The sequence below is a fragment of the Gemmatimonadota bacterium genome, assembly GCA_016720805.1.
GTDB lineage: Bacteria > Gemmatimonadota > Gemmatimonadetes > Gemmatimonadales > GWC2-71-9 > Palsa-1233.
In genome coordinates this window covers 400,396-424,485 of the sequence record JADKJZ010000001.1, presented here as the reverse complement: position 1 = coordinate 424,485, position 24,090 = coordinate 400,396, and the positions used below count along the sequence as shown (strand labels likewise).

The 24,090-nt window shown below is 67.1% G+C and carries 18 protein-coding genes; 1 reads left to right on the top strand and 17 read right to left on the bottom strand.

The window, feature by feature from the left end:
- Positions 1–38: 38 nt before the first annotated feature.
- The 17 genes from IPP98_01980 to IPP98_01900 form a co-directional block, all read right to left on the bottom strand.
- Positions 39–2,183: a hypothetical protein gene (locus tag IPP98_01980; GenBank protein ID MBL0177881.1), complete on the bottom strand. Its 2,145-nt coding sequence runs from the start codon at positions 2,181–2,183 to the stop codon at positions 39–41.
- Positions 2,184–2,283: 100 nt separating this feature from the next.
- Positions 2,284–4,515, bottom strand: a complete 2,232-nt coding sequence (locus tag IPP98_01975) for a hypothetical protein (protein MBL0177880.1) — start codon at positions 4,513–4,515, stop codon at positions 2,284–2,286.
- Between the two features lie 696 nt (positions 4,516–5,211).
- Positions 5,212–5,439: a hypothetical protein gene (locus tag IPP98_01970; protein ID MBL0177879.1), complete on the bottom strand. Its 228-nt coding sequence runs from the start codon at positions 5,437–5,439 to the stop codon at positions 5,212–5,214.
- A gap of 227 nt (positions 5,440–5,666) precedes the next feature.
- Positions 5,667–6,791: a hypothetical protein gene (locus IPP98_01965; GenBank protein ID MBL0177878.1), complete on the bottom strand. Its 1,125-nt coding sequence runs from the start codon at positions 6,789–6,791 to the stop codon at positions 5,667–5,669.
- A gap of 1,897 nt (positions 6,792–8,688) precedes the next feature.
- Entirely contained in the window at positions 8,689–9,288 is a 600-nt protein-coding gene (locus IPP98_01960; GenBank protein MBL0177877.1) for a response regulator transcription factor, read from the bottom strand.
- A 191-nt stretch (positions 9,289–9,479) separates the two neighbouring features.
- Positions 9,480–12,641 carry a preprotein translocase subunit SecA gene (gene secA, locus IPP98_01955; GenBank protein ID MBL0177876.1) on the bottom strand — a complete coding sequence of 1,054 codons (3,162 nt, stop codon included), beginning with the start codon at positions 12,639–12,641 and terminating at the stop codon, positions 9,480–9,482.
- Between the two features lie 6 nt (positions 12,642–12,647).
- A complete protein-coding gene (nadD, locus tag IPP98_01950) occupies positions 12,648–13,220 on the bottom strand; it encodes a nicotinate (nicotinamide) nucleotide adenylyltransferase (protein MBL0177875.1) in 573 nt (190 codons plus the stop codon).
- 1 nt (position 13,221) lies between these two features.
- Positions 13,222–14,028: an outer membrane protein assembly factor BamD gene (bamD, locus tag IPP98_01945; GenBank protein ID MBL0177874.1), complete on the bottom strand. Its 807-nt coding sequence runs from the start codon at positions 14,026–14,028 to the stop codon at positions 13,222–13,224.
- Positions 14,028–14,918 (bottom strand): hypothetical protein, encoded by an 891-nt coding sequence (locus IPP98_01940; protein MBL0177873.1) that lies wholly within the window; start codon positions 14,916–14,918, stop codon positions 14,028–14,030. Before IPP98_01940 ends, bamD begins: the two co-directional genes overlap by 1 nt.
- Entirely contained in the window at positions 14,915–15,622 is a 708-nt protein-coding gene (locus tag IPP98_01935; GenBank protein ID MBL0177872.1) for a tetratricopeptide repeat protein, read from the bottom strand. Before IPP98_01935 ends, IPP98_01940 begins: the two co-directional genes overlap by 4 nt.
- Positions 15,619–16,554, bottom strand: coding sequence for an SDR family oxidoreductase (locus IPP98_01930; GenBank protein ID MBL0177871.1), 936 nt, complete (start codon positions 16,552–16,554; stop codon positions 15,619–15,621). The genes IPP98_01935 and IPP98_01930 overlap by 4 nt, the downstream gene beginning before the upstream one ends.
- Complete coding sequence (locus IPP98_01925) at positions 16,554–17,858, bottom strand: UDP-glucose/GDP-mannose dehydrogenase family protein (GenBank protein MBL0177870.1); 1,305 nt, start codon at positions 17,856–17,858, stop codon at positions 16,554–16,556. The genes IPP98_01930 and IPP98_01925 overlap by 1 nt, the downstream gene beginning before the upstream one ends.
- On the bottom strand, positions 17,855–19,144 hold the full coding sequence (locus tag IPP98_01920; protein ID MBL0177869.1) for a nucleotide sugar dehydrogenase: 1,290 nt from the start codon (positions 19,142–19,144) through the stop codon (positions 17,855–17,857). Before IPP98_01920 ends, IPP98_01925 begins: the two co-directional genes overlap by 4 nt.
- Before the next feature lie 3 nt (positions 19,145–19,147).
- The gene (locus IPP98_01915) at positions 19,148–20,230 is read right to left on the bottom strand and encodes a Gfo/Idh/MocA family oxidoreductase (protein ID MBL0177868.1); all 1,083 of its coding nucleotides are present in this window, start codon (positions 20,228–20,230) and stop codon (positions 19,148–19,150) included.
- The gene (locus IPP98_01910) at positions 20,227–21,342 is read right to left on the bottom strand and encodes a DegT/DnrJ/EryC1/StrS family aminotransferase (GenBank protein ID MBL0177867.1); all 1,116 of its coding nucleotides are present in this window, start codon (positions 21,340–21,342) and stop codon (positions 20,227–20,229) included. Before IPP98_01910 ends, IPP98_01915 begins: the two co-directional genes overlap by 4 nt.
- Before the next feature lie 45 nt (positions 21,343–21,387).
- Positions 21,388–21,978 (bottom strand): N-acetyltransferase, encoded by a 591-nt coding sequence (locus IPP98_01905; protein MBL0177866.1) that lies wholly within the window; start codon positions 21,976–21,978, stop codon positions 21,388–21,390.
- A gap of 63 nt (positions 21,979–22,041) precedes the next feature.
- Positions 22,042–23,322 (bottom strand): hypothetical protein, encoded by a 1,281-nt coding sequence (locus tag IPP98_01900; protein ID MBL0177865.1) that lies wholly within the window; start codon positions 23,320–23,322, stop codon positions 22,042–22,044.
- 307 nt (positions 23,323–23,629) lie between these two features.
- On the opposite strand from IPP98_01900, the gene IPP98_01895 reads away from it, so the two are divergent.
- Positions 23,630–24,019: a DoxX family protein gene (locus IPP98_01895; protein ID MBL0177864.1), complete on the top strand. Its 390-nt coding sequence runs from the start codon at positions 23,630–23,632 to the stop codon at positions 24,017–24,019.
- The last annotated feature ends 71 nt before the right edge of the window (positions 24,020–24,090 follow it).

The window sequence follows — 24,090 nt, the reverse complement described above, 5'->3', positions numbered from 1 at the left end:
GAACGACACGCGGTGCTTCGCAGCCGCGATAGAGGTCGCTACCGCACCACTAGCCACGCACTCCGCCGGTCGCTCGCTCCGGTGGCGGCATGCCGCACCGTGATCTCCAGCTGGTACTCGCCCGAGTCGAGCCGAGAGATGTCGACTTCCTGCTGCAGCTCATTCAGTCCCGCCGTGAGCGCGCGCGTGAACCCGACCGTCAACTCGACCTTGCGTTCCCTACCCGGAGCGGCCGGCCTCGCGATCGCCACCTCGAACGCCACACCGTCGGTGCGCGCGACGGTGGAGTGCACCTGGACGTAGAGGGCCACCGGCTCGTTCCGCTGAAAGCCTTGGAGCGGCGCCAGCGGAATGGCCACCGCGCCATCCTGCCAACTGAGCTTCTGCGATGAGGCGCCCAGGACGACATCGCTGAGCACCATCGGACCCATCGCAAGCGGCTCGTGGTGCTCGTCGTAGTAGCGGCCCGCGCGTTCCTCGCCCTGACTGACGACGAGACTCCAAGCGGAGACGCCCGCGCTCCCCGGTAGCGTGATGGCGCCAGTCAGGTAGTCATCGCCGCCTGCGTTCCGTGGCGCTCGCAGCCGACGGACGACCGTGGTGTCACGGCCGACCCCGGCCGCACCATCCCAACTGCGGGCCTGAAGCGTGAGCGGAACGAGCAGGGAGTCCCCCGGCAGTTTGCCGAGGTCGCGGAGGCGAATCGCGTAGGGGATCACCGTCACGCGGGCACCGCTCCGCGGCTGCCAGAGTGCGTAGGCGCTGGCGAGGAGGCGGACGCTCTTATCGGCACGGACAGAGTTGTCGTCCTTCGTCGTGGCGGTCGCCATGAACTCGCGGTCCTGAGCCTTCACCCCAGCAACATCCTCCGGATCGACCCCACCAGACTTCTGCACGAGCAAACACCGTCGCACATCAACGTCACACAGGTAGTCGCCGAGCACGCCTGTGACCAAGCGGGTAGCCTCAAGCGAGCCACTGAACGCCTCGGCCTCGAAGTGCACCAGCAGCTTCTCGCCATCGATCCAGTACAACCAGACCTCACGTGCGAAGAAGAGGCCAATCCGAGGGATGCGCCGCGCCGGGGCACCGTACCGCAGGTACACGATTCCCCGATCATCGAGGTCCACCTGCCAGCGCGCATACTCGCGAAACGGGAGGGCGGGAACTTCATGGGCCGGCCGCTTGGTATTAAAGCTGTAGAGGTCGCCGTTCAATCCGTCCCGCAGTCGGTCCTGCCGGAGTCGGTCTATCAGCGTATCCGGAAAGATGATCGTTGCCGGGAGCGAGCGCAGCCGTTCGCGCTCGGCTCGAGGTCGCAGCATCGGGAAATGCTGCTCCGCGTATTCCAATCGATGGAAGTGCTCCACCACTCGCGCCCCAGGCGCCCGACCATCACGGACATCGCGCCGTGCCAGTGCGTCGCGGACGCCGCGCACGAACGTATCTCCTGTCACTGCATCGAGGGCTTGTTGCTCCGCCGGCGAGAGAAACCACTGCAGGTGCCATCGCAGCGCGTCGCGGTCCGCCGAGCTCCGCGCCGAGGCGGCGGCCAGGTCGAATGCGGCGGAGGTGGCAGTCGTGTCGCCCCGATCGGCGGCAACACGCGCGAGGGCCAGCGCGTGGGAAGTTGAATCCCACCCACTCGTCAGGCCGCGCCGGGCACATTCCGCCGCGGTGTCGTGGTCCCGAGCCCAAAAAGCGGCGACGGTGCAGGCGCGGAGCGCGTCACGGTCAACGACGCCGCCCTGGGCACCGCGAAGAAGCGCACGGCCGATCGCCCCCAGCGAGTCGGCGTACCAATCGTCGAGCACCAACGCACCCAGAGCGTTGAGTGTCAACGAATCCGTGGGGACACTTCGGAGTCCCTGCAGGTAGGCGTTGATCGCGCCCTGATGCCAGCTCGTGCCGGCGATCATCAGCGCCCCTTCGCGACCCTTGTGGCCGGCACGATCGAGCGCCCGACGGATGCAGCCGAGCTCGCGCCAGAATCCCGGGGTGGATTCGCGCTGCCGACGGTCGAAGGTGGCGAGGCGCTCGCGCTCGAGGAGTTCGCTCGACGAGAGCGACATGAGCGCCGCACAGGCTGACGACGGCGGGGTCGGGGGCGCCTGGCTGGCCAGCGGAGGCACGGCGATGATCGTGACCATCAACCATGTGATTCCGAGAGCGGCGGTGCGCATCGTCGATCCTCAGGGGTACGGTGGATTCGGCACAGAACGATTGAGAGAGGATGACCTCTTGGGAGCGACACGCGGTGCTTCGCAGCCGCGCTGAAGGTCGCTACCGCACCACCAGACGCGCACTCCGCCGGTCACTCGCTCCCGTGGCAGCGTGCCGCACGGCGACCTCCAGCACGTACTCGCCGGGATCCAGGCGCGAAATGTCGACCTCCTGTTGGAGCTCGTTCAGCCCGGCCCCAAGCGCACGCTTGAAGCCAACGGTGAGCTCGACCTTGCGTTCCTTCCCGGGAACTGAGGGTCGGGCAATGACGACCTCAACGGCCACGCCATCGGCTCGGGAGACGGCCGACCGCGCCTGGACGTAGAGCGCCACCGGTTCCTTCTGGTTGAATCCCTGCAGCGGGACCAGGGGCAGCACCAGCTCACCATCCTCCCAGTTGAGCTTCTGCGACGGGGCGCCGAGGACGACGTCGCTGAGCACCAGTGGGCCTGTCGCGAGCGGCGCGTGCTGCTCCTCGTAGTAGCGGCCGCCGTGGTCCGGCCCCTGGGAGAGGACAACGCTCCACGCCGACAATCCCGAAGTCCCGGGCAATGCCATCACCCCGGTCAGGTACGCATCCCTGCCCGCACCGGCGGGCTTCCGGACTCGACGGGTGATGGTGGAGTCGAAGCGCACCGCGGCCGTGCCGTCCCAGCTCTGCGCCGCCACGCGGACCGGCTGCAGCAACGAGTCGCCCGGCAACGTCGCCATGTCCGACAATCGGACCGCGTACGGAATGACGGTGACGGGTTGCCCCGTGCTCGGCCGCCAAAGTGCATACGCGTTCGCCATCACCCGCAGCTGGTTCCTCGGCTGGCTCGAGTTGTTGTCCTTGGTGGTGGCTGTCGCGAGAAATTCGCGGTCCTGACCCCGGATGGTCTCGAGGTTTTCCGGCTTGAGCCTCCCCTGCACCGCCTCCGCCGTTTCCTGACAGCGCCGCACATCCACGTCGCAGAGGTAGTCCCCGAGGACGCCGGTGACGAGACGGGTCGCCTCGAGGGTCCCCGTGAACGCCTCGCTCTCGAAGTGCACCAACAGTTTCTTGTCATCGATCAGGTACAACCACACCTCTCGCATCGTGAACTTCCCGATCCGCGGAATGCGCTGGACCGGTTGCCCATAGCGGAGGTAGACGACCCCGCGGTCGTCGAGATCGACCTGCCACCGTGGGAACTCGCGTAGCGGGCGCGCCGGGACACTGTGGGGAAACGAATCATTCGGGTTGTACACATCGCCGGGGAGACCATATCTGATCGGGTCGTACACATCGCCGGGGAGACCATCTCTGATCCGCTCCGTGCGCAAGCGGTCGGCGATACTGTCGGGGATGATGACGGTGGCGGGCAAGGTCCGGATGCGCTCGCGTTGGGACTTCGGCATCTGCAGCGCGAAGTGCGCCGTGGCATAGTCCAGCCGGCGAAAGTGCTCCACGGCCCTGGCGCCCGAGGGGCGGCCATCGCGGACATCCCGACTGGCGATCACATCGGTAACCAATCGCGCCCGCCGATCCCCAGCCGCCGAGTCCACGCGTGCCTGCTCCGCCGGTGTGAGGAACCACTGCAATTGCGACCTGAGCAGCTCCCAGTCCTCGGCAGTGCGCACCGCGCGTGCGGCCGCACCGAACGCGCGGCTGGTGGTCACGGTGTCCCCTGCCCCAGCGGCGGCGCGTGCCACCGCGAGCTGGTGGAAGGTGGAGTCCCGACCACTCGCGAGGCCCGCCTCGCCACAACCGCGAGCCGTCGGCCGATCACCGGCCCAGAAGGCGGCCACGGAGCAGGCACGGAGCGCATCACGGTCAAGCACGCCGCCCTGCGCTCCAAGGAGCAGTGCGCGGCCGATCGCGCCGAGTGAGTCGGCGTACCAGTCGTCGAGGACGACCTGGCCCAGGAGCGTCAGCGTGAGCGAATCCGTGGGTCCGGTGCGCAGCGCCTGGAGGTAGGCATTGATCGCACCCTGATGCCAGCTCGTCCCGGCGATCATCAGCGCCCCTTCGCGACCCTTGTGGCCGGCACGATCGAGCGCCTGCCGAATGCAGCCGAGTTCACGCCAATAGGACGGCGTCGATTCGCGCAGCCGGCGGTCGAAGTTGACGAGGCGTTCTCGCTCGAGGAGTTCGCTCGACGAGAGCGACATGATCGCCGCACAGCCCGCCGAGGCTGGAGTCGCGAGCGCCTGAGAGGCGAGCGGCCGGGCCGCGCCGACGGTGAACGCGACGAGGAACGGCAGCGCGCGCTGGAGGGCGTGACTCAGGCTCGTCAGGGGGAGCTCCCGGGTCGGAGGCGAGGCGGGCAACTCTCCCAGTATCACCCCGATCCCGGCGTTCCGGAAGCTGGTGGCGCCCACCTCCGGACGCAGCGAAGCCGCCTTGCGACCGCTTCGATCAGCTCCGTACCGCTGAGGCATTCCCTACCCCACGCGATACCTCACCACGCTCTGCACCCCATCGGCATCGGTCTCGATGCCCCAGATGTGCGTGGCATTGGCGACCACGATCCGAACATTGTCGGGCACGGCCACCCGGCCGACCACGGTGCCCGTCGGGCCCGGGACATAGCGCCGCCGCTCCCGGACCGCGCCTAGGGAACAGCGATCGCATTCAATTGCCTCAACTCGACGAATCGCGCGCCATCAGACTCTGCTCGCAGCACGACCACGGTGTCGCGAGATACGAATCCCAGAATTTGCAAGCCCGACCCACTCTCATTTGTCGATGACGCAACGACCGCACCGGCAGGTCCTCCGTCGAGCCGATACCCGACCCATCGGACTTGGGAATTGGCCATCCTCGGATAGTCCCGGATCCAGATCGTCAGATCGTGTCCAATGGAAAGGCCACCGATCGAGGGCCACGCTACTCGTTTCGCTCCGGCGCCAGAGACCTTCGCGGGGGCGGTTGTGATCGGCGAGGAGGGTGGGCATGCCGCAAGGTGGCGGCGGGGTGGCGCGGGCCCCGGCGCGTACGAGCGCACGGGGTGGCGTGATGGGGCGCTAGCGCCGGCCGTAGTTCTTCATCCGACGAAACTCCTCGTCGGTCAGCGGCCGCACGTGGAGCTGCGCACGACGCTCCCGAAGCCGCGACAGGAGTGCAGTCGTCTCCCCCCACTGCTCGAGTGCAGCGACCGCCTCCTCGTTCACGCCACGATTGCTCGCGACAGCGAGGGCTGTGAGGCGTTCGATCAGAGACTCCGGGACGTCGACCAACTCCAGCGCGGGCATCGCTCATCCTTGGGTCGTCGCCGAGCCGTTCGATTGAATCGTCGCAACGAACGGGGGACGGCGCTGAAAAATGCAGAGCATTGTGGGACAGGGGACCTGGCCACGCAAGGGACCCGGGGGGCGGGTCGCGAAACTTCCAGCAGCCATGGCGAAGGGCGGTACCGATTAATTCAACAAGAGCGGCCTGACCGCCGACTGAAGCGAGTATCGACCGCTCCGCTCTTCGGCTACCGCCGCAACGTCGCCCGATGCAGCACCAGGAAGCGATCGCCATCGGCCGTCTCCTGCTTCGAGGCGATCATGCTCCGCCCCAGTGCGTAGGCCACCTGCTGAGGCACCGGCTGCGAGACGAGCAGCTGGCGCTTCTTGAGATCGATCACCTCGATCACGCCTTCGAGGTAGAGCCCAGGGTTCTCGAGGCGGCGCACCTTGCGCCCCCCTTCCCCGGCGGTCGCTTCCTTGCTGAACGCCTGTGCCCACGTCGGCGCGGCGCGCTGAATCAGCAGCCAGAGAAGGTCCTGGTCATCGACCCAGGCATCGTACACGATTGGCGTTGGTGGCGTGTCGGGAATGCCGGCCACATAACTCTCATAGGGGAAAAACCACTTGGCGACCCGTTCGACTCGCATGGTAAGCTGGTCGCGACGATCATAGATCTCAGCTGCAAACTGATAGACGCGCGGAATCACGATCGCGCCGCCTCTGTACGGCAGCACGATGCGATCGAAGCGGAACGGATCCCCCGGGTCCTTGGTGGCGTTCGCACTGCCGAAGCTGCTGAGCACAGAGTCAAGCCGGACGCGGTGCACGGGGAGTGGCGGGGTCTTGGTTCCTGGCGCCGGCTTGACGAGCCTCCCCAGCGCGAAGCCTCCGGTTCCGGAGGTCGGGACGAAAATCGGTACCCCGGCGATCACACGTTCACTACGGACGAAGCGGCCACCTTTGGTCAGCAGCGTCAGGCGCGCGAGCTCTTGATCCCAGATGACGATGGAGTCGCCAGGGAGCAAGCCGATCCGATCGGCCCGCTGGAACTCCCCAGGCCCAGACCCTTGCCGCCCGCTCCGCCAGATGATCCGCCCTGATGGGTGCACACCCCACACGCCCAGCGGTCGCGCGGGCGTCACGACGATCAGCGTGTCGTTGATCGCCTTGAGCTCGCCGAATCCCTTGGCATCGTCAAGCGGACCACCGTCGCCGCCGAGCTTGCCGACCGGCGTGAGCTCGACTCGGCACGTGGCGCAGGTGGGTGAGGTGAGGATGATGGGGCGCGGGGACGGTGATTGGCCGCCAATAGGACGAGCGCCAATCAGTATAACCGTCAAAACCACGGCACACGGGATCGCAAGTCGCATATTTCCTCACGCGAGGGATCGAAGAAGCTAGCGGGGCCTTCAAGCCCTTGATCCTACTGTCGCAGCGTCAACTTGTGAAGTCTGATCGCACCCACACTCGTGCCGATGGCTGCGAAATCCGCAACCACACTTCCGCCAAGTGCGAATCTGGGCAAGAATGGAAGCGGTCGGGCCACAACTAGCTCACGGCGCTGAAGATCTACCACGACAGCAACGCCCTGATACAATAACTCGGGGTGGATGAGCCGATGAATCGACTGCCCTCCCTCACCCCGCGAGAGCGCGGAATCGAACGCCTCGCGCCATCTTTGACCAGCTTTTCCCACGATCAGCCACAGCAGTTGATTCTCATCCACCCAACCATCGTACACGATCGGTGGAGGAGGAGCGCTTGGGCCAGTTGGAGCGAGACTAGTCTGCACGGGAAACCACGAGGGTTCGTACACAAACCGCCTTTGAAGCGACCCACCGCGATCCCAAACTTCGATAATCAAGTGATTCGCGCGCGACACAGAGATGAATCCCTGCGGGCTACTCAATAGAAGTCTGTCGTATTGAAACGGCTCGCGGGGTCGACTCGAGAGACAACTTCACCGAACGAGCGCACCACCGACTCACCTTGCAGCAAGTGCAGAGGCAGCTTGCGCCTCACGAGATCGGTAGACGTACCGGCGAAGCGCCCCGCAACAATTGCTGAAGTTCCGCCAAGCGCCAAGACCGAGTATGCGGTCGGGAGCACAGTGAACCCACGAACGTACTTTCCCGTTCGCGACAGAACGGACAGTCGACCGAGGCTGCGATCGTAAACTACAATCGAATCGCCCATGAGCGATCCTATCGATGCCGCTCGGGTAAACTCCCCTGGTCCTTGACCGGGTCTACCTCCGCGCCAAAGCTGCCGCCCAGAAAAGGTAACGGCAACAATTGCAGCGTCGGTCGGCTTCCACGGAAGAATGATCACGGTGGAATCGCCGCTAAGTGCAATATCCGCAATGCCCGCCGCATCACCGTAGTGATCTAGCGTGTCACGAATCACTCCAACCAGCTTAATCGAGACCGAACAGGCTGGACACCGTTCACGCAGCAACTCGGATTCGAGCACCCGCCCACCTTGAGCCAGGCAGGGCGTGGATACAACGAAGAGAGCGAGCAAGGCGAGGTGCGCGACGGTGGACTGCCCAGTCGGGCCGGCCAAAAAGCACGACCAGGTAGTCATCGCCGCGAACCTATCGGACAGCCGCGAGATCACCAATCTCGCTTGCGGGCACGGTTGCGAATGCAAATCCGTGGGGACACGCCAGAACCTCGATGTCAGCGCCGTCTGCTGACGTACGGAGGTGGTCCGGGAACTCCTCAGTCAGTCGCCGGAGTGCTCGCAGGTCACCGTCAAGGAGGCGGATCGCCAGATCTGTTACCCGCCTACTATCGAGGAGAGCCTCTCCCCCGCAGAGCGGGTGGCCCGAGCACCAGTACGGCTGCGGGTTCTGGATGCAGTCGTAGTGCGCCCCCATGTTGGCACCACCCGTGGTGATATCCGCAGAGTGGAAACCCGCTTCACACCGCTGGTGCCACATGCAGGTGACACAATTCTCAGGCTGTGCCTCCGACGTCGCCAAACCCTCGGTGACGTCCGCGTACACGGAACGGGACTCTCGCTCCGCGCTCAACGCCACCTCGGCGGTGCCCCCGGCCGACATCACCGGTCCAATCATCGCAAACAAAACCAGAATCGGCGCTCTCAGCATGTTCCCTCCCTGATAGGTGTACCGGCACCGCTGACGGGGCTACTGTGGCCCACACCAAAGCGCTCAGCGACGGAGATCCAAAGTGCGGAATTGGCGAGATGCCGGAAACCCTTGCCTGCGATGAGGGTGCCCTCAGCGGGTACAGGCGAGACTCAGAGCCTCCCATCCCGCCAATCGAAGACCTCACGCTTCGCCAGCCCGAACCCCGCCCGCAGCGCTGTGATGCATCCTTCGACCGTTTTCTGCTCCAAACCCAATTCTGCCATGATCTGATGCGTGGTCCTCCCGCGCCGCTTTAGCTCGAACACCGCTCGATGCCGCTCCGTCGGTGGCGTCGGCAATTGCCAATACCGCAACCGATCCTCGGCGCTAAAGACCGGCGACAGATAGTCCTCCCCGTCCATGGCGGTATCGAGCACCACCCGGAACTCAGACGCCGTCGCCAGATGCGTCACTGCGCCCCGGACGGCCTTCGGAATCGCCTCGGTGCGCAGCCCGGCAGGCGCGATCAGGAGGAGGGCCGGATGGGCGTTCGCCGCCACGAAGGACGCCACCTCGAACGGCGCAATATGCCGAGCATCCAGCAACAGCAGGTCGGCTTGTTCGGTCACGGCCGCGAGGAGCTGGTCGGTGTGGCGCAACGCGCCCGGGATGATGAACGGCGTGACGCGGTACAGGCCTCGTAGCACCCTGTCGAGAAAGGAGGCCAACATCGCGTCAGGTGTCACCAGGAGCAGGTGCGGCAGGGTCATGGGGGGGGGGGGGCTCCAATCAGAGGGAGTCACAGGGGCCGATCTCGGAGTATACCCAGAGTCGGCTCCGCGCAACGGTTTGGCGGCACCACCCCCCGAAACGCAGAGAAGCCGCCTCGCGGCGGCTTCTATGAACATCCTCTTGGGTTGGCGCTGATTCACATCCGCGCCTGAATACGGCGCCTGAAGAACTACGCCCCCGCCCCATGACACTTCTTGTACTTCTTCCCACTCCCGCACGGGCACGGATCGTTCCGGCCAACCGTCGGCTCTGCCGGACCACCCGTCTGATCGCCGAACGCGTGCGACAACCCCTGCCCGCCCGGCGTCGTGATCTTCGGCACCACCGTCGGACCGACGGTCCGCGTCACCGGCCCGTTGAACAAGTCGTCGGTCGACGGCGCGTTGAGCACCGGCGGCGCCATCGCCGGCGGGGGGGGCGGCGGCGGACCATCGGCACTGACCTGGATCTTCAGGTAGCGCTCCGAGAAGGTCGCCTGGATGTCGCGGAGGAGATCCTCGAACATGTCGAAGGCCTCCTTCTTGTACTCGACCAGCGGATCCTTCTGACCGTACGCCCGATACTGGATCGCGTTGCGCAACTGGTCCAGATCGTAGAGGTGGTCCTTCCACTTCTCGTCGAGCACCGAGAGTGTCACCTGCGACAACACCTGCAGGTCCACTTCCGGAATCCCGATCTTGGTGCCGAACTCCTGCAGGTAGTCGACCTTCCGCTGGAACGCCTCCTCACCCGCCGCCACCGCCGCCTCGATCACCGCCTCGCGCGTCGGCGTCGCCTCGGCATCCTTCACCGCATCGGCCGGCACCAGGAACTGGAGCAGCAACGACTCGTGCAGCCCCACCCGGTCGAACTCCTCCGGACGCTCCGCGTCGGCGAGGTAGTTCTCCGCCGCCTTGGTCAGCGCCGCACGGATCATCTTGAGCGCCTCGGCCTGCAGCTCCGCCCCACGCTCCAGCGCAAAGAGCCGAGTCGAGTAGATCACCTCGCGCTGCTGGTTCATCACGTCGTCGTAGTCGAGCAGCCGCTTCCGCTGCTGGAAGTTCTGCAGCTCGACCCGCTTCTGCGCCGACTCGATCGCCGCGGTGATCAGCTTGCCCGTGATCACCTCACCCTCCTCGGCGCCACCCTTGTCCATCATCCGGGCAATGCGGTCCGACCCGAAGAGCCGCATCAGGTCGTCTTCGAGCGAGAGGAAGAAGAGCGAGACGCCCGGGTCGCCCTGACGGCCCGACCGACCGCGCAACTGCCGGTCGATGCGCCGCGACTCGTGCCGCTCGGTGCCGATGATGTGCAGCCCCGCTTCCGACGAGCTGAGGTCGAGCGCCGGATCGAGCTTGATGTCGGTACCGCGGCCGGCCATGTTGGTCGCGATCGTGATCGCCCCCTTCATGCCCGCCTTCGCCACAATCTCGGCTTCGCGCTGGTGATACTTGGCGTTGAGCACCTCGTGCACCAGCCCGCGCCGCTGCAACTGCCGCGACAACGTCTCCGAGATGTCCACCGACGTGGTGCCGATCAGCACCGGCATCCCCGTCTTGTGGATCCGCTCGACTTCCTCCGCCACCGCGTTGAACTTCTCGCGCCGCGTCTTGTAGATCTGGTCGACATGGTCGGTCCGGCGGATCGGCCGGTTGGTCGGGATCACCGACACCTCGAGGCCGTAGATCGAGTAGAACTCGGTCTCCTCGGTCTCGGCGGTACCAGTCATGCCCGCCAGCTTCTCGAACATCCGGAAGTAGTTCTGGATCGTGATCGTCGCGAACGTCTGCGTCTCGCCCTTGACGACCACGCCTTCCTTCGCCTCGACGGCCTGGTGCAGCCCGTCCGACCAGCGCCGGCCATGCATGATGCGGCCGGTGAACTCGTCGACGATGAGGACCTGCCCCTCCTGCACGATGTACTCGGTCTCGCGCTCGTAGAGGGCGTGGGCCTGCAGCAGCTTGTGGATCACGTGCAGCTGCTCGCTCTTGGCCGCGTAGTCCGCTTCCATCTGCCGGCGCAGCTCGGCCCGCTCCTCGAGGCTCTTCGACTCGTCGTGCTCGAGCTGATGAATTTCCAGCGAGAGGTCGGGGACGAGGAAGAGATCGGGGTCGTTCGGCGACAACGCCGCCGCGCCGCGATCGGTGAGGTGCACCGAGTGCCCCTTCTCGTCGAGGACGAAGAAGAGCGACTCTTCGATGTTGCGCATCGACTGCTGCTTGGTCGGCAGCTTGCGGTCGGCCAGATAGTCCAGCTCCGCGCGCTGCACCAACTGCTTGACGCCGGTCTCGTTCAGGAGCTTGGCGAGCTTCTTGTTCTTCGGGCCGCCCATCTGCGCCTGATAGAGGATGACGCCAGCCTCGCTCTTCTTCTTCTCGTCCTGCAGCAACTTCTCGCCTTCGGCCACCAGCCCCGAGACAACCTCGTTCTGGCGGCGCACCATCTCGGCGACCTTCGGATTGAAGCCGCGGTAGTGCACCGAGTCTTCGTCGCCCACCGGCCCGGAGATGATCAGCGGCGTCCGCGCCTCGTCGATGAGGATCGAGTCGACCTCGTCGATCATCGCGTAGACGTACTCGCGCTGCACCCGCTGCTCGAGCGAGAAGACCATGTTGTCGCGCAGGTAGTCGAAGCCGAACTCGTTGTTCGTGCCGTAGGTGATGTCGGCGAGGTAGGCGTCGCGACGCTGCTGCGACGACGGCTCGGTGTCATCGAGGCAGGCGACGGTCAGGCCGAGCCAGCGGTAGAGGTGCCCCATCCACTGCGAGTCGCGGCGGGCGAGGTAGTTGTTGACGGTGACGAGGTGCGCGCCGCGCCCGGTGAGGGCGTTCAGGTAGAGCGGCAGCGTGGCGACGAGCGTCTTGCCTTCGCCGGTCGCCATTTCGGCGATCCGCCCCTGGTGCAGCGCGATGCCGCCGATGAGCTGCACGTCGTACGGCACCATGTTCCACTGGATCGGCTGGCCGGTGACATCGACGGTGCTGCCCACCAGTCGACGACACGCCTCGCGCACCGCGGCGAACGCCTCGGGGAGGAGATCGTCGAGGGTCTGGTTGACCTCGTTCTTCCAGGTGACTTCGGCCTTCTGCAGCAGCTGGTCGAGCGCGTCGCGCTCCACCGGATCGGGGCAGCCGTGCTTCTCGGCCCGCAACCGCTCCACCTCGGCGCGCAGACCGTCGGTCCGCTCGGCGAGGATCCCCCGAAAGCGCTGCGTTTCAGCCTGCACCCCGGCATCGTCCAGCGCCTTGAGCCGATCCTCATGACTCTTGATCTGATTGAGGATGGGCTGCAAGCGCTTCACCTCGCGCGCCTGCCGCGTGCCGAATACCGATTCCACGAGCCGCTTGATCATCCAGCACTACTCCCCGTGACTGACATAGAGCCCAAACCTCGAAATATAGTCGGCCACCCGGTCAGGGACCCATCCGACCAGCGACAAACCAGCTGCAGCACGGGTACGAATCGCGGTGGAGGAGAGTTCCAATGCCGGGACGGCCACTTCGGCAGAGAAGCCTGCCGGAACGGCCGCACCGCCCCGCCGGAAGACGACCACCCGCGCCAGCGCCCGAATGGCCTCGGGTTCACGCCATTCCGCGAAGTGGCTGGCGGTGTCGGCGCCAAGGAGGAGGGTGAATTCCGTGTCAGGGGTCTCCTCGTGGAGGGCGCGCAAGGTGTCGACGGTGTACGATGGGCCGCTGCGCCGGAGCTCACGCCAATCGGCCACCAGCCCCGGGAGGCCGGCGACCGCGAGCTCCACCATTTCGGCACGCTGTTCCGCGGTGGCGCCATGTCCGGCGGGCTTGTGGGGCTGTTGGGCCGCGACCATCAGCCGCACGACATCCAGCCCGAGGGATTCCCGGGCCAGCTGCGCGATGATCAGGTGGGCGTTGTGGATCGGGTCGAAGGAACCGCCGAGGATCCCGACCCGCACGTCAGGGCCCCTTCTTGATCTCGGCGGCCGGGGCAGCAGCAGAGTCCTTCGACTCCGGGCAGGTCACGGCGAGCTTGGGCGAATCGGGCCACTGCCGGCGGAAGTACGCGCAGGTCTCGTTGGTGTCCTCGACGTAGCCGAGGGTCCGATACGCGCCAACCAGCTTCTCGAGGGCGTCCGGCACCGTTTCCGCGCGCGGCCAGGTGGCGATGATGTTCCGGAGGTAGAGGATCGCCGAGTCGAGCGCCTTGAAGCGGATGTAGTAGAGCGCCGCCTTGTACTCCTTGATGGCGAAGCGATTCTCGATGTCCTTGATGCGGAGGTCGGCGGTCTTGGCCGCCTCCGTGCCGGGGTAGCGGCTCACCAATTCCTGGTAGGTCGCGTAGGCGCTGTGCCCGTAGGTCGGATCGAGTTCGGGGCGGCGCCACATCTTCAGGTACGCATCGCCGGCGCGCAGCAGCGCGGGTGCGGCGAGGGTATCGCTGGGGAATTCGTCGGAGACGCGGCGGAACTCGCGGACCGCCTGCAGGTTGCTCTTCTCGCCGAGGCGCGACTCCGCCAGGTAGAAGCGGGCGACCGGAATGCGCTTGTCGTTGATCGGCATTTCGAGCTGGACCCGCTCCAGCGCCGTGCCGGCCTTGCGCCAATCCCGCTTCTGATAGAGCGCGAGTGCCTGATTCCACATCGAATCGATTTCTTGCGAGCTCAGGCGGAGCCGAGCGGCACCCGGCGAAACCTCCGGCCCGCGGTGGCAGCCGGCAAGGGCGACGATGGCAGCAGCGAGCGATGGCAACAACAAACGACGCATCAGGGACGTCCCGGGACGACGGAAGAGTCTGACTTGCTCCCGAACACCCCCGGATCCCGGAGCCGTTCGAGCGCCATTACTGTAATCGAATCGGGCGAAACTGGCGCGGTCAGGACCTGTTGCCAGAGGAGATTGGCCCCAGCGAGATCGCCCTCGGCGAGCCGCGCATCGCCCAAGGCGACGAGCGCCCGTCGACCAGATGCACCAAGCGGATCGGCCGTCGCGGCCTGCAGCAGCCAGAAATCCGCCTCTCCCGGGCTCCCAGCCCCGAGGGCCGCCAGGCCCACGCTGAGCTGACAGGACGCCAACTCGGCCCCGGCAGTGTCAGCGGCCGGCCCACGCTCCCGACGGCGCAGCGTCTCGAGGGCGGCGATCGCCTCCGGACAGCGCTTGGCGGCCCGATAGCCGCGACCCAGGGCCAGCAGCCACCGCTCCCCTCCCCCGGCCGAGGCGAGCCCGGCGGGACCGATGGCTCCGACCAGCGTTGGATCCCACTGTGCATCGGGTGGCAGCCGAAGTGCCAACCGCCCGAGGGGCCACCCCGGTGCCACTTCGGCGAGTCCGGCGATGCAGGCGGCCACCGCGTGCACATCCCCGGCACGCTGGGCCACCTCGGCTACGCGGACCAGTCCGGCGGCCGCCTCACCCGTCCGGGTCGGGTCCGCCGCGCCCAGTTGCCGATAGAGCATCGCCGCCGCCATCAGGTCCCCACCGAGCAGTGCCGCATCGGCGCGCTTGGCCAACAGTCGGGGGATGTCGCCCACGAGTCGGTACTGGGCGGTGGCGACGGCCCACTGCCCGCGATGCCATGCCTCGTCGCCGAGCCGCTCGGGGCTGTTCCGCGCACCACCGCAGCCGAGCAGCACGGCCACGAGGAGCACGCGCTTCATTCGGGGATCCGGTCCACCATGGCGAGGTACGCCGCGACACGGTCCAGGCCGGGCGCATCCTCGAGGCACCGACGCCACGTCTCCCGCGCCCCGGCGGTGTCGCCGGCCAGGTGCCGCGCGAGCCCGAGCTGCACGCGCGCCTCGACCCAGTCGGGGCGAGTCACCAGGATGGCGCTGAGCTCGTCGCGCGCCTCCAGTGGATTCCCCGACTCCATCAGCAGTCGCGCGAGGCGGAGCCGCAGGTCGAGGTACGCGGGCCCGAGCTCCGAGGCTCGGCGATACTCGCGCACGGCATCCTGCACGGCACCCGCCTCGGCGTAGAGCTCACCGAGCTTGGCGTGTTCATTCGCGAGCCGCGCGGCGATCGGTGCGGAGAGGCCGGCCACATCGGGACCGACCGATTCGCGCGCAGCGGCAAACGCCGCCGCGGCCTCGGCCTCACGGCCAAGCGCGGTGAGCGCCAGGGCGCGATGGAGATGCGCCTCGAGGTAGCGCGGGTTGATCGCGATGGCGCGGTCGAAGGCGGCCACCGCCTCGGCATGGCGATCGAGCAGCGAGAAGCAGACGCCGCGGAGGTGAAAGACATCGGCCCAGCCGTGCTCGCCCGCGGCCTCATCATCGAGGCAGAGCAGCGCCCCGTAATAGTCGCGGTTGGCGAAGCGCTCGCGCGCGCCTTCGAGCAGGGCCGAGGCGCCGCGACTCATCCCGCGACCTCGCCCTGGAAGTACGGCAGCGACTTCTCGAGCCCTTCCCGCAGCGGCACCTTCGGCTCCCAGCCGAGGACGGTGCGCGCCACGGTGATGTCGGGCTGGCGCACCTTCGGGTCGTCGCCCGGCAACGGCAGGAACTCGATCTTCGACGACGAGCCGGTGACCGCGAGCACCTGCTGCGCCAGCTCCAGCATCGTGAACTCCACCGGATTGCCGATGTTGGTCGGCAGGGTGCGGTCGGAGTTGAAGAGGCGGAAGATCCCCTCGACCTCATCGCTCACGTAGCAGAAGGAGCGCGTCTGCGAGCCGTCGCCATACATGGTCAGCGGCTTCCCCTGCAGCGCCTGCACCAGGAAATTCGAGACGACGCGGCCATCCTCGGGCCGCATGCGCGGCCCGTAGGTGTTGAAGATCCGGACGATGCGGGTGTCGACGCCGTGGGTGCGGTGATAGGCCATCACCATCGCCTCGGCAAACCGCTTCGCCTCGTCGTACATCGAGCGCGGACCGATCGAGTTGACGTAGCCCCAATAGGTCTCGGGCTGCGGATGCACCTGCGGATCGCCGTAGACCTCGGAGGTCGAGGCGAGGAAGAAGCGGGCGCCCTTCCGCTTGGCGAGCTCGAGGCCGTGGCGCGTCCCTTCGGAGCCGACCAGCAGCGTCTCGATCGGGTACTCCTGGTAGTCCGGCGGCGAGGCGGCCGATGCGAAATGGAGCACGCCATCGACCGGCCCCTCGACGTCATACGGCGTCGAGACATCGTGTTCGATGAACTCGAACTTCGGGTTGCCCGCCAGGTGGGCCAAGTTCGCCGGACGTCCGGTCAGGAAGTTGTCGATCCCCACGACCGCATCACCGTTCGCGAGGAAGCGATCGGTCAGGTGCGAGGCGAGGAAGCCAGCGGCTCCCGTGATCACGACGCGCATCAGCTCATCCTCCGGCCAATGCCGGCATACTGGAAACCAAGCCGCGCCATGCGCGCCGGCTCATAGAGATTGCGCCCATCCACCACGATCGGACGATGCAGCGCCGCCTTGATCCGGTCGAAGTCGGGCGTGCGGTAGACCAGCCATTCGGTCACCACGGCGAGCGCATCGGCGCCCTCGAGCGCCTGCCACGGATCGGTGGCGAAGGTGATCCGGTCGCCCCAGACACCGCGCGCGACGGTCATCGCCTCGGGGTCGTGCGCCCGCACCGAGGCACCCGCTGCCAGCAGCGCGTCGATCAGCGCGACCGCCGGGCTCTCGCGCATGTCGTCGGTGCCCGCCTTGAAGGCGAGGCCCCAGACCGCCACGGTCGTGCCGCGCATGGCGCCGAGCAACGCCTGCAGCTTGGTGAACATCACCTGCTTCTGCCGTGCGTTGACCGCCTCCACCGCCTCGAGCAGGTCGGGCGCCATGCCGACGCCACGCGCGGTGTGCACCAGCGCCTTCACGTCCTTCGGAAAGCAGGAGCCACCGTAGCCCGGGCCCGGGAAGAGGAACGCCTTGCCGATCCGCGAGTCGCTGCCGATCCCGTTCCGCACCGCGAAGACATCGGCCCCGACGCGTTCGCAGAGGTCGGCGATCTGGTTCATGAAGGAGATTCGCGTCGCCAGCATGGCGTTGGCGGCGTACTTGGTCACCTCGGCCGACGGGATATCCATGAAGAGAATCGGCGCACCGCTCCGCACGAACGGTGCGTACAGTTCACGGAGCATCTCCTCGGCGCGCGGATCGTCGGTGCCGAGCACCACGCGGTCGGGCTTCATGAAGTCGTCGATCGCCGCCCCTTCCTTGAGGAACTCGGGGTTCGACGCGACGGCAAAGTCCTTCGCCCCGGTGGCGGTCAGCGCGCCGCGCACCTTCTCCGCGGTGCCGACCGGCACGGTGGACTTCGTCACCACGACCTTGAAGCGGTCGCAGTGGTTGCCGATGGTCGTGGCCACCGCCAGGACGTGCTGCAGGTCGGCGCTGCCGTCCTCGCCGGGGGGCGTGCCGACCGCAATGAAGACGATGTCGCCGTGCCGCACCGCCTCGCCGATCTCGGTGGTGAAGCGGAGCCGCCCCTCGGCGGCATTCCGGACCACCAGCACGTCGAGGCCCGGTTCGTAGATCGGGAGGATGCCGTTCCGCAGGCCGTCGATCTTCTTCGCATCGACGTCCGCGCAGACCACGTCGTTGCCGGTCTCCGCGAGGCAGGCGCCGGCGACGAGGCCGACATAGCCGGAGCCGATCACGGTCACCTTCATGCGTCGATCTTCGCCAGCACGTGGCGGGTGTCGACAGCGAGCCGCGCGTTCTGCTTGACCATCTTCCAGTCGATCGAGGTGTGGTCGGTCACGACGAGCACCACGTCCGCAGCGGCCACGGCGGCCGGGGTGAGCGGCACCGACTTGTAGTCGTGCCCGGCTTCGGAGAAGCCGGCGACATACGGATCGTGGTAGCTCACGTCGGCGCCGTACTGGTGCAGCAGGCCGAGAATGTCGAGTGCCGGCGACTCGCGGAGGTCGTCGATGTCCTTCTTGTAGGCCACGCCGAGCACCAGGACCTTGGCACCCTTGATCGCCTTGCTGTGGCCGTTGAGCTCTTCCATCGTCTTGCGCACCCAGAAGAGCGGCATCTCGCTGTTGAGCTCGCCGGCGAGGTCGATGAAGCGGGTCTTGTAGTTGAGGCCGCGCATCTTCCAGGCGAGGTAGTGCGGGTCGATCGGGATGCAGTGCCCGCCAAGACCAGGCCCCGGCGTGAACTTCATGAAGCCGAATGGCTTCGTCGCCGCCGCATCGATCACTTCCCAGACGTCGACGCCGAGCTTGTCGCAGACGATCGCCATCTCGTTGACGAGGCCGATGTTGACGCTGCGGAAGGTGTTCTCCAGCAGCTTGACCAGCTCGGCCGCCTCGGTGGTGCTGACCGGGACGAGCGTGTCGACGGCCGGGGCGTAACAGGCGCAGGCGACGCGATGACAGTCGCGCGTGATGCCGCCGACGACCTTCGGCGTGTTGCGGGTGCCGTAGGTCGGATTGCCCGGATCGACGCGCTCGGGCGAGAAGGCGAGGAAGAAGTCCTCGCCGACCTTGAGCCCGGTGCTCTCGAGCGCCGGCAGCATGATCTCGCGGGTGGTGCCCGGATAGGTGGTGCTCTCGAGGATGATCACCTGGCCGCGCCGAAGCGTCGCCTTGATCGACTCGGTGGCAGCAACGATGAAGGAAACGTCGGGGTCCTTGTACTTGGAGAGGGGCGTCGGAACGCAGATCGAGATCGCGTCGGCGAGGCCGAGCTCCGAGGCGTCGGTGGTCGCGTGGAAGCGGCCGTCCTTGCGGAGCTCGGCGACGTCGGCATCGGTGATGTCCTTGATGTGCGACTTCCCCGCATTGAGGGCGTCGCACACCTTTTCCGAGATATCGTAGCCGATGACCTTGAAGCCGGCACGGCCGAGCTCGACGGCGAGCGGGAGGCCGACGTAGCCGCACCCGACGATGCCGAAGGTGAGGTCGCGGGAGGCCGCGCGGGCAATGAGATCGTTCGCAAGCGACATCGGTCAGTACTCCAGAGGCAGGGCGACTCGCCGGCCATCACGGGCCGCGAGATAGGTGGCAATCAACAACTCCAGCGAATGCAGCCCTTCGCGGCCGTCGGTATCGGCGTGGGCCTTGCCGCGCAGCGTCGCGAAGACGTTCTCGTAATATCCCTTGTGGCCGTGGCCGTACACCGACGTCGTGGCGTAGCTCGCCTCGGTGATCTTGCTGTCGTCAGGATGCGGCTCGGCAAATTCCCAATGGTCGATCTGGTTCACCGCGACGCCACCGAGGCGCACGGTGCCATGCTCGCCGAGGATGGTGATTGATCCCTCGAAGTTCTTCGGATGGGTCAGCATCGTGACCGCCATCGTGCCGAGCGCCCCATTGCGCCAGCGGATCGCCAGGACGCCGGAGTCCTCGACCTCGATGGTGCGGGCCAGCGTGGCGGTGTACGCCTGCACGCTCTCGACGGGGCCGATGAGCCAGTCGAGCAGGTCGACGTAGTGACTGGCCTGGTTCATGAACGCGCCGCCGTCGAACTCCCAGGTGCCGCGCCACGCCGCCGAGTCGTAGTACGATTGCGGCCGCTGCCAGAAGACGTTGACCGAGACCATGTAGATCCGCCCGAAACGGCCGGCCTCGACCGCGCGCTTCACCGCCTGCACGGTGGCGTTGCGACGGTTCTGCTTGACGACGAAGAGGTGTACGTCGGCACGGTCGCAGGCCGTGACCATCGCCTTGCCGTCCTGCCAGCGCGTCGCCATCGGCTTCTCGGTCACGACATGCCGCCCGGCCTCGGCGCAGGCGATTGCCTGTGCCGCGTGGAGGCCGCTCGGCGTGGCCAGCACGACCACGTCGGCATCACTGCCGGCGAGCAGCGCGTCGAGATGGGTGAAGCCGCGGGCGCCGGTCCGTGCGACCGCCCTGGCGAGCGCTTCCGGTTCTGAATCGCAGACCGCGACGACCTCACACTCCGCGGCGTGCGCCTCGAAGGCCTCGAAATGATTCGCCGAGATGCGGCCGCAGCCGACCAGGGCCACGCGGATCTTCCGCCCGAGGATCGGGTCGGCGGAGACGAAGGCCGGTCGGGTGCCGAGACTCACGCGTAGAACTCCGTGATGCCGCCGACCACCTCGTCGAGCTGGGCCGGCGTCAGTTCCGCGAAGATCGGCAGCGAGAGGACCGAGTCCATCGCCGCCTCGGTCACCGGCAGCGAACCGCGCATGTAGCCGAGGTGCGCGAAGCAGGGCTGCAGATGGAGCGGCAGCGGGTAGTACACGGCGCAGCCGATGCCGCGCGACTTGAGGTGCGCCATCAGGGCATCGCGCCGCTCGGCGCGAATGGTGTACTGGTGCCAGATGTGCTCGTTCGCCGGATCGGTGCGTGGCGGACAGACGCCGGCGAGTCCGGTGAACGCAGCATCGTAGTGCGCCGCGTGTGCCTGGCGCTGCGCATTCCAGGTGGCCAGGTGCGGCAGCTTGGCGAGCAACACCGCCGCCTGAAGCGAATCGAGGCGCGAGTTGTAGCCGATCTCGTCGTGGTGGTACTGCTTGGCCCCGCCGTGCAGCCGGAGCCGGGCGAGCCGCTCACCGAGCGCCTCGTCGTTCGTCAGCATCATGCCGCCGTCGCCCCACGCCCCGAGGTTCTTGGTCGGGAAGAAGGAGAGGGTCGCCACCGTGCCGAGCTGGCCGGGATGCTTCCACTGGCCGTCCACCAGGCGGCGCGCGCCGATGGTTTGCGCGCCGTCCTCGATGATCGCGAGGCCATGCTTGGCGGCGATCGGGACGATGCGCTCCATCGGCGCCATCTGGCCGAAGAGGTGCACCACGACGATCGCGCGGGTGCGCGGGGTGATGGCGGCCTCGATCGCTTCCGGGGTGACGTTGAACGTCACCGGATCAATGTCGGCAAAGACCGGCACGCCGCCGGCATTGTGGATTGCCCCGGCCGTCGCAAAGAAGGTGAAGGCGGGCGCGATCACTTCGTCGCCCGGCGTCAGGTCCAGCGCGCGGATCGGGAGGAGGAGGGCGTCGGTGCCGCTGGCGCAGCCGATACCGCGGCGCACCCCGGTCAGGGTGGCAATGGCCTGCTCAAGGGCCGGGATCTCGGGCCCCATGATGAATGCTTGACGATCAATGACCGATTGGACAGCCGCTTGGACCTCTTTGCCGATGATTCGGTGCTGGGCAACCAGGTCGAGCATGGGAACAGGCATCGCTGACTCGCGTCAAAGTGGCGTAAGTGACAACAGGAAAGGAAGTTAGCCCGGCGCCACGGGCGGGACAATCGGCCGCAGCCGGTCGCCGTCTTCCTGATAGCTCGAACCGCAGGCCTTGCACGTCGCGTGCCCTGCGTCCAGCGCCAACCGCTCCCCGCACTGGCACATCCATCCGATCCGCCGGGCCGGGACCCCAACCATCAGGGCATAATCCGGGACCATGCCCGTCACGACGGCCCCGGCGCCAATAAATGCGTATTCGCCGAGGGTTGCCCCACAGACGATGGTCGCGTTGGCCCCAATCGAGGCGCCCCGCCGCACCAGGGTGCGCCGGTACTCCTCCTTCCGGGAGACGTGACTGCGGGGATTGATCACGTTCGTGAAGACGCAGGAGGGGCCGCAGAAGACGTCGTCTTCGAGCTCCACGCCTTCGTAGATCGAGACATTGTTCTGGATCTTGACGTTGTGGCCGATCCGGGTCCCCGGCATGACCACCACGTTCTGCCCCAGGGAGCAGCGCTCCCCGATGACCGCCCCGCCCATGACATGGCAGAAATGCCAGATCTTGGTCCCGCTTCCGATTACCGCCCCGGCGTCCACGTACGAGGACTCGTGGACGAAGAAATCTGCCATCTCCCGGCTCCCTTCACGAAGGAGCCGAAAGATAGTGCAGACCATGCCGGTGGCGTGCCGGACTTACTGCCAGGAAATCCGTCGGATTTCGCCCCGTGGCCGCCCCTCGGCGGGACCGAGGTGCCCTGCCCCGTTGTAGAACGGCCAGAGGGAGCCCGACACGAAGAGGAGCCCCTCCGGTGTGAGCACGCCGAGCGTCGGCTCCCCCTCCCCCGGCGGATGGTCGAGCGGCCGCAGCGCACGCACCGCCGTCCCTCCGGCCTCCAGCACCAGGGCGACAATCCGGTGCGGCATGATGCCGTTCTGGATGCCGATCAACCGCCCAGGGCCGTCTCGGTACAGCCCGTCAATCCCGAGGAGAGTACCGCCGGCCGGAGCGGCAACGGGAGAGACCACGCCGCGCACGATGTCGAGGTGATAGAGGCCGGTGGTCCAGTCGGCGACCCAGGCCTGGCGGCCGTCCTCGCTGAAGGCCAGCCCCTGCAACGACACCCAGTCCCGATGCGCGAACGGCATCCGCTCGAGTCGATCGGCATCAGCCGTCATCGGCACGCGGTAGATCATCGGGTGCTCGCTGTCGGTGCCCCACACGCTGCCGTCGGGTGACAGCACCAATTCGCCGATGAGATGCTGGTGTCCGTCCTCCGGGAAGCTCCACTGCCGAGCGAACGCGCCGCTGGTGAGCGAGAAGGCGAGGATACTCGATGCGGCGCGCGGTGACGCGAGGCCACCGTCACGCTCGGGCACATCGGCGCTGCTGACGAAGAGCAGGCCGCGCGCGGTGTCTGCCAGCACGCCGAAGACGGCGCGCAGGCCGGCGGTGCCGGGCGGCACGAACGTGGAGACCGCACCGTCCGGGTCGATCATCACGACGCTTCCGCGGTGCACGCTGCCGACGAAGAGCCGCTGCGTGCGCGCGTCAAACGCCACACCTTCCGGATGGAAATCGGGGTCCGGCAGCGTGGCCACCACACGGCTCCGCACCTCCGCCGATGGTGGCTGCAACGCCGCGAAGCGCGCCTCGCCCGCAAGCGGCGCCAGGCGCGGATCATCGCGTTGCCACCCCGCACCCATGGCGGCAAGCGTGGACAGCGCATCAAGTGCCGCGCCCGGACGATGTGCCAGGGCATTCCAGCGCGCGGCGGCGAGCCAGTAACTGCTCTGCGCCGGCCACGCGCGTGCGGCGGCGAGCACGGAATCGGCGGCGGCCGTCGTGTCGCCGCGTTGCAGCACGGACGCCGCGCCGCGCATGAGTCGACGCGCCGTCGCCGCGGAATCGGACCGTTGGGCGGGAGCGGCATGCACCGCCGTGAACACCAGGAGGAGGGCAAGGATTGATCGCATGCGACAAGCAAACGCCGCGGCGCGTTGAGCGCGCGGGCCTCACGTCAGCAGGACGTCAGCGGTGCCCGAACCAGTTGCATACCGTCCCCTTACACGACCCCCCTGTTCCCGATTCCTCCGCGGAGCGATTGTGATTGCGGAGGTGAGGGCCACGCAGCCTGACCTCCATGTGCGTGCATGAATTCCGGTCGTCGGTTCCACTCCCCAGGGGTTGCCGCTCCTTCGGTGGTTCCGGCGGCCGGACGCCGCCCTCAGCGGGCGGCGTCATCGCCGCAGCAGCAATGCCCCCTTTCCAACCGGAGTCTCCATGCCTGCCACGACGGTGCTGGCCATGCTGCGCCGAGTGGTGGCCTGTCTCATGGCAGTGCACGGTGCCTACCGCGCAGCGTTGCCCGAGCGCGTGCGCGGCTTCGGCAGCTGGCTGACCTCGCTCCACCTCCCCGCGGGTGAGCTGCTGGCCGCCGCGATCACCGGCGCCGAACTCGCCGGGGCCGTGGCCCTCTGGTTCGGCTGGCGACGACGCGTGGTCTCACTGCTCTTCGTGGCGGAACTCTTGATCGGCATCGTCCTGATTCACGCGACGGAAGGGTGGTTCGTCGTGGGTGGGGGGCGCAACGGCATGGAGTACAGCGTGCTGTTGATCGCGGTCCTCCTCGCCGTCGCCGCCGAGGCTCCGCCACGCCACGACACCGCGTGACCCCACCCGCCCCGGAGGCCGGTCAGAGCCTTGTCAGGCCGACCCCGGGGAACGGCCAGGGGCAGTACCTT

What these genes read in the sequence shown, in the direction of transcription:
- IPP98_01935 (MBL0177872.1), bottom strand. Translation starts at nt 15,622, where the DNA reads ATGAGTCGCGGCGCCTCGGCCCTGCTCGAAGGCGCGCGCGAGCGCTTC.
- IPP98_01970 (MBL0177879.1), bottom strand. Translation starts at nt 5,439, where the DNA reads ATGCCCGCGCTGGAGTTGGTCGACGTCCCGGAGTCTCTGATCGAACGC.
- IPP98_01965 (MBL0177878.1), bottom strand. Translation starts at nt 6,791, where the DNA reads ATGCGACTTGCGATCCCGTGTGCCGTGGTTTTGACGGTTATACTGATT.
- IPP98_01895 (MBL0177864.1), top strand. Translation starts at nt 23,630, where the DNA reads ATGCCTGCCACGACGGTGCTGGCCATGCTGCGCCGAGTGGTGGCCTGT.
- IPP98_01920 (MBL0177869.1), bottom strand. Translation starts at nt 19,144, where the DNA reads ATGTCGCTTGCGAACGATCTCATTGCCCGCGCGGCCTCCCGCGACCTC.
- IPP98_01930 (MBL0177871.1), bottom strand. Translation starts at nt 16,554, where the DNA reads ATGCGCGTCGTGATCACGGGAGCCGCTGGCTTCCTCGCCTCGCACCTG.
- IPP98_01910 (MBL0177867.1), bottom strand. Translation starts at nt 21,342, where the DNA reads ATGCCTGTTCCCATGCTCGACCTGGTTGCCCAGCACCGAATCATCGGC.
- bamD (MBL0177874.1), bottom strand. Translation starts at nt 14,028, where the DNA reads ATGCGTCGTTTGTTGTTGCCATCGCTCGCTGCTGCCATCGTCGCCCTT.
- IPP98_01960 (MBL0177877.1), bottom strand. Translation starts at nt 9,288, where the DNA reads ATGACCCTGCCGCACCTGCTCCTGGTGACACCTGACGCGATGTTGGCC.
- IPP98_01905 (MBL0177866.1), bottom strand. Translation starts at nt 21,978, where the DNA reads ATGGCAGATTTCTTCGTCCACGAGTCCTCGTACGTGGACGCCGGGGCG.
- secA (MBL0177876.1), bottom strand. Translation starts at nt 12,641, where the DNA reads ATGATCAAGCGGCTCGTGGAATCGGTATTCGGCACGCGGCAGGCGCGC.
- IPP98_01940 (MBL0177873.1), bottom strand. Translation starts at nt 14,918, where the DNA reads ATGAAGCGCGTGCTCCTCGTGGCCGTGCTGCTCGGCTGCGGTGGTGCG.
- IPP98_01925 (MBL0177870.1), bottom strand. Translation starts at nt 17,858, where the DNA reads ATGAAGGTGACCGTGATCGGCTCCGGCTATGTCGGCCTCGTCGCCGGC.
- IPP98_01900 (MBL0177865.1), bottom strand. Translation starts at nt 23,322, where the DNA reads ATGCGATCAATCCTTGCCCTCCTCCTGGTGTTCACGGCGGTGCATGCC.
- IPP98_01980 (MBL0177881.1), bottom strand. Translation starts at nt 2,183, where the DNA reads ATGCGCACCGCCGCTCTCGGAATCACATGGTTGATGGTCACGATCATC.